Origin of the sequence: Neisseria sp. HMSC055H02 (assembly GCF_001813335.1) — a bacterium.
In the GTDB taxonomy this organism is placed as follows: Bacteria; Pseudomonadota; Gammaproteobacteria; order Burkholderiales; family Neisseriaceae; genus Neisseria; species Neisseria sicca_C.
Window position 1 is genome coordinate 27,007 of record NZ_KV812096.1, and the last position, 10,596, is coordinate 37,602.

The 10,596-nt window shown below is 53.8% G+C and carries 9 protein-coding genes; 6 read left to right on the top strand and 3 right to left on the bottom strand.

Annotated features, from left to right (window positions below; genetic code table 11):
* Positions 1 to 43: 43 nt before the first annotated feature.
* On the bottom strand, positions 44 to 2,797 hold the full coding sequence (gene secA / locus HMPREF2907_RS06950) for a preprotein translocase subunit SecA (protein WP_070681553.1): 2,754 nt from the start codon (positions 2,795 to 2,797) through the stop codon (positions 44 to 46).
* 157 nt (positions 2,798 to 2,954) lie between these two features.
* On the opposite strand from secA, the gene HMPREF2907_RS06955 reads away from it, so the two are divergent.
* The 5 genes from HMPREF2907_RS06955 to scpB all read left to right on the top strand — a co-directional run bounded on the left by HMPREF2907_RS06955 (position 2,955) and on the right by scpB (position 6,393).
* A complete protein-coding gene (locus HMPREF2907_RS06955) occupies positions 2,955 to 3,377 on the top strand; it encodes a DciA family protein (protein WP_070681556.1) in 423 nt (140 codons plus the stop codon).
* Between the two features lie 286 nt (positions 3,378 to 3,663).
* Positions 3,664 to 4,239, top strand: coding sequence for an azurin (azu, locus tag HMPREF2907_RS06960; RefSeq protein ID WP_070681561.1), 576 nt, complete (start codon positions 3,664 to 3,666; stop codon positions 4,237 to 4,239).
* A 94-nt stretch (positions 4,240 to 4,333) separates the two neighbouring features.
* Positions 4,334 to 4,843, top strand: coding sequence for a hemerythrin domain-containing protein (locus tag HMPREF2907_RS06965; protein ID WP_003760803.1), 510 nt, complete (start codon positions 4,334 to 4,336; stop codon positions 4,841 to 4,843).
* A gap of 117 nt (positions 4,844 to 4,960) precedes the next feature.
* Positions 4,961 to 5,581 carry an HI_0552 family protein gene (locus HMPREF2907_RS06970; protein WP_019271537.1) on the top strand — a complete coding sequence of 207 codons (621 nt, stop codon included), beginning with the start codon at positions 4,961 to 4,963 and terminating at the stop codon, positions 5,579 to 5,581.
* A 200-nt stretch (positions 5,582 to 5,781) separates the two neighbouring features.
* A complete protein-coding gene (scpB, locus tag HMPREF2907_RS06975; protein ID WP_070681564.1) occupies positions 5,782 to 6,393 on the top strand; it encodes an SMC-Scp complex subunit ScpB in 612 nt (203 codons plus the stop codon).
* Between the two features lie 613 nt (positions 6,394 to 7,006).
* On the opposite strand, the gene HMPREF2907_RS06980 is transcribed toward scpB, so the two are convergent.
* On the bottom strand, positions 7,007 to 8,266 hold the full coding sequence (locus tag HMPREF2907_RS06980) for an RsmB/NOP family class I SAM-dependent RNA methyltransferase (RefSeq protein WP_070681568.1): 1,260 nt from the start codon (positions 8,264 to 8,266) through the stop codon (positions 7,007 to 7,009).
* 88 nt (positions 8,267 to 8,354) lie between these two features.
* Complete coding sequence (locus HMPREF2907_RS06985) at positions 8,355 to 9,329, bottom strand: KpsF/GutQ family sugar-phosphate isomerase (RefSeq protein ID WP_070681572.1); 975 nt, start codon at positions 9,327 to 9,329, stop codon at positions 8,355 to 8,357.
* Positions 9,330 to 9,471: 142 nt separating this feature from the next.
* Here HMPREF2907_RS06985 and tal point away from each other — a divergent pair, with 142 nt between their 5' ends.
* Complete coding sequence (gene tal / locus HMPREF2907_RS06990) at positions 9,472 to 10,527, top strand: transaldolase (RefSeq protein ID WP_070681575.1); 1,056 nt, start codon at positions 9,472 to 9,474, stop codon at positions 10,525 to 10,527.
* Positions 10,528 to 10,596 lie beyond the last annotated feature (69 nt).

The window sequence follows — 10,596 nt, forward strand, 5'->3', positions numbered from 1 at the left end:
GGTCGTCTGAAAAGTTTCAGACGACCTTTTGTTTAAGCTGTCATCAGCTCAGTTTGCCGTGGCATTGTTTGTATTTCAGGCCGCTGCCGCAAGGGCAGGGGTCGTTGCGGTGGACGACTTGGCCTTGGGCGGCAAGTGCTTCAGGGCTGAAATCCGTTCCGTCGGGATCGAACGCTTCGGTAACCAAATTGGTTTGGGATTGTCCGAGCAGCTCTTCCATCTCGGGCGCTTCGGAGTGGATGGTTTGGATGCTGACGGGTGCAGTTTCGGCAATTTCTTCCACATCGGTGTTGCGTTCGATTTGGACGGAGGTCAAGAGGGAAGCGGTTTGATGCTTGATGCCGCGCCACAGGTTTTCAAACATGGCGAAGGCTTCGCGTTTGTATTCCTGTTTCGGATTTTTCTGGGCATAGCTGCGCAGGTGGATGCCTTGGCGCAGGTAGTCCATGGCGGCAAGGTGTTCGCGCCATTGCAGGTCGATGACTTGCAGCATGACGTTGCGTTCGAAATCCGCCATCGGTTTTTTACCGACCAGCTCGACTTTGGCTGCGTATTCTTCTTCCACACGTTTAATCAGACGCTCTTTGATGTCCTGATTGTCCAAAGTGGTGTCTGCTTTGAGCCATGCTTGGATGTCTTCGTGCAGGCGGAATTCGGCGGCAAGCTGGCTTTCGAGTGCGGGGATGTCCCATTGCTCTTCCATGCTGTCGGGCGGTATGTACAAATCGACCAAATCGCTGATGACTTCTTCGCGGATACCTTTAGTCAGGTCGCTGACGTCTTTGCTGTTGAGGATTTCGTTGCGTTGGTGGTAGATGACTTTACGTTGGTCGTTGGCAACGTCGTCGTATTCCAATACTTGTTTGCGCATGTCGAAGTTGCGGCCTTCGACTTTGCGTTGTGCGCCTTCGATTTGACGGGTCAACATGCCGTGTTCGATGGCGACTCCTCGTTCGGGCGCAAGGCGGTTGAGGATGGCGGCAGCGCGGTCGAGTGCGAAGAGGCGCAGCAGCGGGTCTTCAAACGAGAGGTAGAAGCGGCTGGAGCCGGGGTCGCCCTGACGGCCTGCGCGTCCGCGCAATTGGTTGTCGATGCGGCGGCTTTCGTGGCGTTCTGTACCGATGATGTGCAGGCCGCCTGCCGCGACCACTTGGTCGTGTTCTGCCTGCCAGCCGTTTTCAAGGGCGGCGATTTGTGCGGTTTTTTCTTCGTCGCTCAGGTTTTCGTTGGACTGGATGGCTTCGATTTGGTGCTTGAGGTTGCCGCCGAGGACGATGTCGGTACCGCGCCCCGCCATGTTGGTGGCGACGGTAATGGCGCCGACTTTACCGGCTTGGGCGACAATCAGGGCTTCGCGTTCGTGTTCTTTGGCGTTGAGGACGTTGTGCGGCAGTCCTGCTTTTTGCAGAAGACGGGAAACCAGCTCGGAGTTTTCGATGCTGGTGGTACCGACGAGGACGGGCTGCCCGCGTTTGTGGCATTCTTCGATGTCTTTGACGACGGCTTCGAATTTTTCTTCGGCAGAACGGAAAATCTGGTCGTTGAAGTCTTTACGTTGTACGGGGCGGTTGGTCGGGATGATGACGGTTTCGAGGTTGTAGATGCTTTGGAACTCGAAAGCCTCGGTATCGGCGGTACCGGTCATGCCGGAAAGTTTGGTGTACAGGCGGAAGTAGTTTTGGAAGGTGATGGAGGCGAGGGTTTGGTTTTCGCGTTTGATTTCCACGCCTTCTTTGGCTTCGACGGCTTGGTGCAGACCTTCGGACCAGCGGCGGCCGGACATCAGACGACCTGTAAATTCATCCACGATGACAATTTCGCCGTCTTGGATGACGTAGTGTTGGTCTTTATGGAATAACGTATGCGCGCGTAATGCTGCCATGAGGTGGTGCATCAGGGCGATGTTGGCGGCGGAGTAGAGGGAGTCGTTTTCTTGCAGCAAACCCATTTGAATCAGGATTTGCTCGGCGTGTTCGTGACCCGCTTCGCTCAAGATGACTTGGTGTGCTTTTTCATCGACCCAGTAATCGCCTTCGCCTTCTTCGGTTTCTTGGCGAATGAGATGCGCGGGAAGGCTGTTCATGATTTGGTACAGCTGGATGTTGTCATCCGCCTGACCGGAGATAATCAGCGGGGTGCGCGCTTCGTCGATCAGAATGGAGTCCACTTCGTCCACTACGGCAAAATTCAATTCGCGCTGAACTTTGTCGTATTGGTCGGTCACCATGTTGTCGCGCAGGTAGTCGAAGCCGAATTCGTTGTTGGTACCGTAGGTAATGTCGGAGCCGTAGGCGTTTTGACGGTCAAACGGCTGCATATCGGCGACGATGACGCCGACGGTTAAGCCGAGGAAGTTATAGAGCGGTTCCATAATGCCTGCGTCGCGGGCGGCGAGGTAGTCGTTGACGGTAACAACGTGCACGCCTTTGCCGGACAGGGCGTTGAGATAGACGGCAAGGGTGGCGACCAAGGTTTTACCTTCGCCGGTACGCATTTCGGCGATTTTGCCGTCGTGCAGCACCATACCGCCGATAAGCTGGACGTCAAAGTGGCGCATACCGAGTACGCGGCGGGACGCTTCGCGGCAGACGGCAAAGGCTTCGACCAAAATGTCGTCCAAAGTCTGACCGTTGGCAAGGCGTTGTTTGAATTCGGCTGTTTTAGCCTGTAAATCCGCATCGCTCAAGGCTTTCATTTGTTCTTCGAGTGCGTTGATTTTGGTAACGGATTTACGGTATTGTTTGAGCAGCCGGTCATTGCGGCTGCCGAAGATTTTCTTAGCAATGTTTGTCAGCATGAAATAGTTCCTGCGCCTGATATAAAATAATGGCGAAACGGGGATTTTAACACAAGCCTCGCGGCAAGGCAGTCATGCCGTTTGAAATAAAGGCAGTTTTACCGGATTTCAATCTTGATAATACAACCGTACACTTTGAAAAGGTCGTCTGAAACATATGAATTTGGAACAATTGGGCAAGCGGGATGCGCGGTTGGCCGGTTTGTTGCAGCAGTCGCAACAATGGCGCAGGCTGGATGCGGCAGTCAAACGCATCCTGCCGGCAAACCTGCACCCGCACTTTCAAACCGCCTGCATCGAAGAGGGCAGGCTGGTGTTGCTGGCGGCAAACGGTATGGCGGCTTCGCGCCTGAAAATGATATTGCCTGCGCTTGTGCCGCAGCTTCAGGATTTGAACGCGGGGATTCGGGATGTGGCGGTCAAAGTCGTGCCGAAGCCGCCGGCGCAACCCAAAGTCAACAGCCTGCATTTGAGCGGGGCGGCATTGGAGAGTTTTGATGCGGCGGCGGCAAAATTGGAAGACAAGCATCCTGAATTGGCTGCCGCGCTGGCGGATTTGGTGCGCAAACACAGCCGTTAAGTTGGGAATTATTATTTAAATTGTTAATATAAGTTAAATTTCATTCGTTCGAATGAGAAGGTCTAATACTAAAGGAATAATACCTGAATAGTAGTCATTCTTTTTTAGGTAAACTGATGTAAATTTGCTATGGAATCTTGGACTTGTTTGGGTTGTTGTAGCAGAATACGGCTTCATTATTTCTTTGGTTCCGCTTGTAGATAGTAAACCCGAATATGGGTTTATTAATATATTCGCAAGTTTTGTTTTGTAAAATTTAACAGACTCTCATCATTAGGAGATACAAATGAAAGCATATTTAGCCCTGATTTCTGCCGCCGTTATCGGTTTGGCTGCCTGCTCGCAAGAACCTGCAAAACCTGCTGAGAATGCAGCGCCTGCCGCTTCTGAAGCCGCTCCTGCGGAAACTGCTGCACCTGCCGATGCTGCTCCTGCTTCCGAAGCAGCGCCTGCCGATTCTGCCGCAGCACCTGCCGCCGGCAACTGCGCGACTACTGTCGAAGCCAACGACGCTATGCAGTTCAACACTAAAGAAATCCAAGTCAGCAAAGCTTGTAAAGAATTCACCGTTACCCTGAAACACACCGGTACCCAACCTAAAGAAAGCATGGGTCACAACATCGTCATCGGTAAAGCCGAAGACATGGACGGTATTTTCAAAGACGGTGCCGGCGCTGCTGCAACCGACTACGTGAAACCTGACGATGCACGCGTTGTTGCCCACACCAAACTGGTCGGCGGCGGCGAAGAAGCTTCCCTGACTCTGGATCCTGCCAAACTGGCGGGCGGCGAATACAAATTTGCCTGCACCTTCCCGGGACACGGTGCTTTGATGAACGGCAAAGTGACTTTGGTCGACTAATCCGTACAAGCTTCAAAATACAGACAGCCTGCTTTATGCAGGCTGTTTTGTTATAAAATGGTCGTCTGAAAAGTACCCCATTGAGAACACAAACATGAATCCGTTTGAAACCAAAAGCGTTACCTTTGCTGAACCGATTGAAATGCTGTATGCCTGCCACGGCAAAGTGCGCCGTTTCTGCGGCCAGGTCGCCATGCTGTCGGACTATATCGCCGAAAACGGCTGCAATCAGATTGTTTTGCAAACCATCCGCCAAATCGCCCAGTATTTCAACGTCGCCGCCCCGCTGCACCATGAAGACGAAGAAGAAAACTTCTTCCCGCTCCTGCTGCAATACGCGCCGCAAGCCCAAGAAAGCGTGGACGAGCTTTTGCGCCAGCATGTAAGCCTGCATGGCAACTGGGATGCCGTGGCTGCCGAATTTGCAAAACTCGAAGCAGACAACGCCTATATCCCCGATGCGGAAGCGTTCAAACGCTTTGTGGCAGGTTACGATGTCCATTTGGCGATTGAAGAACCCTTGTTCGACATGGGCAAAACGTTTATCCCCAAAGAGAAACTGACCGAAATCGGTGAAATCATGGCGGCGCGTCGGCGCAAATAAAGTCGTTTACAGATTGCCGTTTCTTCAAACAAGGGTCGTCTGAAAACTTGAAAACAGAGTTTCAGACGACCCCAGTATCCCCCGTAACACAACCACGTCGTCTGAAAAGGAAGCACCATGCTGACGCCAAAAAGCTGCGATTTGTTCAATATCCCGTTTTTCCAGTTTGCCCAGCTCAAAAAATACCAGCCCGAAAGCATTCCGCAAATCAAAGCCGACTACAAGGAAAACTGGCAGATATGGCAGCAGTTGATACAACAGGTCGCCGCAGACTTGGGCGAACCTTTCGCCCCGCCGCATATCGAACGCTGGTGTAACGGCTGGCAGGTTCGCGCCCATTTCTTCGCCTACTTCAAATACGCCCAATACAAAAATTCCGCCGCCATCCTGTCGATACTGCTCAACCGCCGCCGCCTGAGCGTCAGCTTGGACTGGCACTGTTACAAAGCCGACGTGTCGCCGATTGCGCTGCCCGAGTACAACCGCTGGCTGGACAATTTCGATACCGAAAAATACGCCGCATTCGATATGTGGCACGGCGCGGAAAGCGAATATGACGACTACCGCACCGTCGCACAACAAAGCGAATCCGACCGAAGGTTGCAAAACGACGAAGACTTTTTCTGCATCGGCAAACACATTGAACGCGACGATTTGGGCAAGCAGGATGTAGCGAAATGGATAGCCGAAACGGTGGAAGATTTGCTGCCGCTTTATGAAGCCTGTCATGGCGGATAAAGACGGTTTCTGTCCGAATGTGCCGTAGGTTAAAATAGGAAAAACGCACATCGTCATTCCCGCTCCGATGAGAGGCCGAAACAGGTACTTCATTTAAATTTGCCCTGTCAAACATATCCTGCTGTTTCCGTTTTTCAGACGACCTTTAAGCACTTGGCGGTCGTCTGAAAACTTGTTATATCGAGCAACAATCTTAAATCATGAACGAAAAACTCCCTCCCGACGCGCTCATCGAAGCCGCGCTTTTGACCCAAACCGAACCCTTAAACGAAAAATCCATGCGCGAATTGTGTGTGCCGCCGCTGTCGCAGGACAAATTAATCGATGTATTGGCGCAGTTGAAAACACGTTGGCAGGGCAGGGCGTTGCAACTGGTGCATACGCACGAGGGCTGGCGGTTTCAGATTGCTCAGGCGGCATTCGAGCGGCTGGGCAGCCTTCAGGAGCAGCGTGCGCCGCGCTATTCCCGCGCCGTGATGGAAACGCTGGCGATTATTGCCTACCAGCAGCCGGTGACGCGAGGCGACATTGAGGGCATACGCGGCGTGGCGGTGTCGCAGAACGTGATGCAGACTTTGCAGGACAGGGGCTGGATTGAAGTGATCGGGCATCGTGATTCGGTCGGGCGGCCTGCATTGTGGGCGACGACGGAAACATTTTTGAGCGATTTGCAGTTGGACAGTTTGGAAGAACTGCCGCCATTGACCGAGTTGGGTGAATTGGTGTTGCCCGAACTGGTGGAAACGCCGCCGACAGGCGATGAGGAAGAGCCTGCGGAAGAGTCTGAAAATGCAGGCAGGTTGGTCAACTGAATTGGGAGGGGTCGTCTGAAAGGGTTTTCAGACGACCTTTCGTGTCTTGGGCGCTGCTTTGCCATTTGCAGGTCGGGCATGAATGCCGACCTGAGGTATTGGTTTTATAGTGGATTAAAATAAAAATGAGACAAGGCGGCAACGCCCGCCGTGTACGGGTAGTACATAAGGGCGTTGGCAACGCCGTATCATTGCAATTTTAATCCACTATATCTGTACTGTCTGCGGCTTCGTCGTTGTCCTGATTTAAATTTAATCCACTATAATACGAGATCCGTCGTCAGCCGTCATTCCCGCGCAGGCGGGAATCCATTTTTGAAATTCAGAAACTGTTCTTCAAATCAAGGTTTATCAAGCTTTACGATGGATTCCCGCCCGCGCGGGAATGACGGAATTGGATGACATGCTGCATTCAAAGTTAACTATGTTTGCGATAGCCGAAAAATGTAGTTTAGGTTTTATCGTGAAAAACTTGATTGTCCGATTCTAAATTTGATTGGCTGATTTGCGGGCAAAGTTCAAGTTACGGCTCGGCTGAATTGAGAAAGGTCGTCTGAAAACCCGAATCCGGTTTTTCAGACGACTTTCGTGTGTTTACGCTTTGTTTGAACATTTATTCCTTGCGTTGTAAAACGGCGGCGAAGAATCCGTCGGTTTGGTGTTTTGCCGAATCGAGGCGCAGGTATTTGCCGGTGTTCAAATCGATTTTCAAACCGGCGAGCAGGTCGGCGCAGTCGAGGAGTTCGTATTCCGGGTGTTCTTCCAAAAAGCGTTCGACCTGAATTTCGTTTTCTTCGGGCAACACGCTGCAAGTGGCGTAAACCAGCCTGCCTTGCGGTTTGACCAGTTTGGCGGCGGCATCGAGGATGCTGTGTTGCTGTTCCAAAAGTTTGGCGACGGTTTCGGGCGATTGGCGGTATTTGAGGTCGGGGTTGCGGCGCAGCGTGCCTAAGCCGGAGCAGGGGGCATCGACCAAAACGCGGTCGGCTTTGCCGGTCAGGCGGGCGATGCGGCTGTCGTGTTCGCTGCTGATGCGTTCGGGGTGGATGTTGGTCAGCCCAGCGCGGGTCATGCGGGGCTTGAGGTTGGCAAGGCGTTTTTCGGCGATGTCGAAGGCGTAGATTCTGCCTTTGTTTGCCATTTGCGCGCCGACGGCGAGGGTTTTGCCGCCTGCGCCTGCGCAGAAATCGACGATGATTTCGCCGCGTTTGGCACCAACGAGCAGGGCGAGGAGCTGGCTGCCTTCGTCTTGGACTTCCAACGTGCCGTCTAAAAACAATTCGTGTTTGTTGAGGGCGATTTTGTTTTTCAGGCGTATGCCCCAAGGGGAATAGGGCGTGGCTTCTGCATCGGGGCTTTCGGCTTGAAGTAGCGGCAGCACTTTGTCGCGTCTGCCTTTGAGCGTATTGACGCGGATGTCGAGCGGCGCGGCTTGGTTGATGCTGCGGCCGAAGGCGAGGATTTCTTCGTCTCTAAAATGTTTTTGCAGTTGCTCCACCAGCCATTGCGGCAATTCGGCGGCGGTATGGAGGTCGTCTGAAAATTCGGGTTTGCGTGCTTTGAGGCTGCTGAGGAACTCGGTTTCTTCTTCGTCGAGCAGGTCTTTGATTTGGCTGATGTTGGTGCTTCTGCCAAGGACGAGTGCGGCAAGCGCGGCTTTGCGCGGCTGGGCATGCGGACGGCGCAGGACGGCACTGATTTTTTGATAATGGCGCAGGGCGGCGAAGGCGGTTTCGGCAATTTCGTGGCGGTCTTGCCTGCCGAGCTTTTTGTGTTCGCGGAAGTAGCCGGACAGAACGGCATCGGCAGGCTGTTTGAAGGTCAGCATGTCAGCCAGCACTTTGGCGGTATGGTCGAGTTGGATCGGGGTCATGGTGGGTTCGCAATCGGGGGAAAGGCTTGGATTATACTGGAAAGGTCGTCTGAAAACGTTGAATCAGGTTTCAGACGACCTGCTTGGACTACACAATCCGCGCCATCAGTAAATCGTGCATATTCAGCGCGCCGGTCAGCACGCCGTCGGCATCGGTTACCAAAAGCCCGTTCACATGGTTTGCCTGCATGACTTTCAGGGCTTCGGTGGCGAGGCGTTCGGCGGGGATGGTTTTGGGTGAGGGGTGCATGATTTCATCGACGGTCAGCCCGTCAAAACGGTCGCGCTGTTGGAACAGGCGGCGCAAATCGCCGTCGGTGAACACGCCTTTCAGACGACCTTCGTTGTCCGTTACCGCCAGCATACCCAAGCCTTTTTCGCTCATGCTGACGATGGCTTCTTTTAAGGGCGTGCCGAGTCGGACGGCGGGCAGGGCGTCGTCTTGGTGCATGATGTCCGCAACGCGCAAAAGCAGGCGTTTCCCAAGGCTGCCGGCGGGGTGGCTCAAGGCGAAATCGTCGGGCGTGAACGCGCGTGCGCGCAGCAGGACAACCGCCAACGCATCGCCCAAAGCCATGACGGCGGTGGTACTGGTGGTCGGGGCAAGTCCCAGCGGGCAGGCTTCTTTAGAAACTGACGCCGTGATGTGAATGTCGGCATGGCTCGCCATGGTCGAATCGGGGCGGGCGGTGATGCAGATGAGGGTGATGTTTTTGCGTTTGAGCGCGGGGATGATGGCGGCGATTTCGTCGCTTTCGCCGGAATTGGAAATCGCGACGACGACGTCGTTGTCCACAATCATGCCCAAGTCGCCGTGTGCCGCTTCCGCAGGATGGACGAAAAACGCGGGTGTGCCGGTCGAAGCCATGGTCGCCGCTATTTTGCGCCCGATATGTCCCGACTTGCCCATGCCTGTGATGACGACCCTGCCTTTGCAGTGCAACAGCGCGTCTGCCGCGTGGACGAATTGTTCGTCCAATTCCGTCGCAATTTCGCGCAAGCCTTCTGCTTCGGTGTGCAACACTTCGCGCGCCCAATCGAGATATTGACCGTTTCCTGCCATAAATTTACGCCTTTTTGTGTTCGTTTTATATGATTTTGGACATTGTTAATGCCCTAATAAACTATCCAAATTTTCCGAATAGGGGTAGCATTACCGCCTGCTTCGTAAATAACCTATATTTATATATTTAAAGGAATCAGAGATGACTATTTTATCGGACGTTAAAGCATTAGGACAACAAATCTGGCTGGACAACCTTTCCCGCTCGCTCGTACAAAGCGGCGAATTGGCGCAAATGCTGAAACAAGGCGTGTGCGGCGTCACTTCCAATCCCGCCATCTTCCAAAAAGCCTTCGCCGGCGACGCGCTTTACGCCGACGAGGTCGCCTCCCTCAAGCAGCAAGACCTCAGCCCCAAACAACGCTACGAAACCATGGCGATTGCCGACGTACAGGCAGCCTGCGACGTTTGCCTTGCCGAACACGAATCCACCGGCGGCAAAACCGGTTTCGTCAGCCTAGAAGTTTCCCCCGAGCTTGCTAAAGACGCACAAGGCACGGTAGAAGAAGCCCGCCGTCTCCATGCCGCCATCGCGCGTAAAAACGCCATGATTAAAGTCCCCGCCACCGACGCAGGCATCGAAGCACTCGAAACCCTCATCGCCGACGGCATCAGCGTGAACCTGACCCTGCTGTTCTCGCGCGCCCAAACCCTCAAAGCCTACGCAGCCTACGCGCGCGGCATCGCCAAACGCTTGGCAGCCGGACAAAGCGTTGCCCATATCCAAGCCGTCGCCAGCTTCTTCATCTCCCGCGTGGACGGCGCGCTTGACGCAACCCTGCCCGACCACCTAAAAGGCAAAATCGCCATCGCCCTTGCCAAAGCCGCCTACCAAGACTGGGAGCAATACTTCGGCAGCCCCGAATTTGCCGCACTGGAAGCCAAAGGCGCAAACCGCGTGCAACTCTTATGGGCGTCCACAGGCGTCAAAAATCCCGCCTATCCTGATACGCTCTACGTTGACAGCCTGATCGGCGCGCACACCGTCAACACCGTCCCCGACGCTACCCTCAAAGCCTTCATCGACCACGGCACAGCCAAAGCCACGCTGACCGAAGGCGTGGACAAAGCAAAAGAACAGCTTGCCGAAACCGCCGCGCTCGGCATAGACGTAGAAACCCTCGCCAACCGCTTGCAGGAAGACGGTTTGAAACAATTTGAAGAAGCCTTCGACAAACTGCTCGCACCGCTTGCCTGATGGTCAAACCGCAGGTAAGGCTTGCGGTTTGCAGATATAAAAGGTCGTCTGAAAACCAAAATTCAGGTT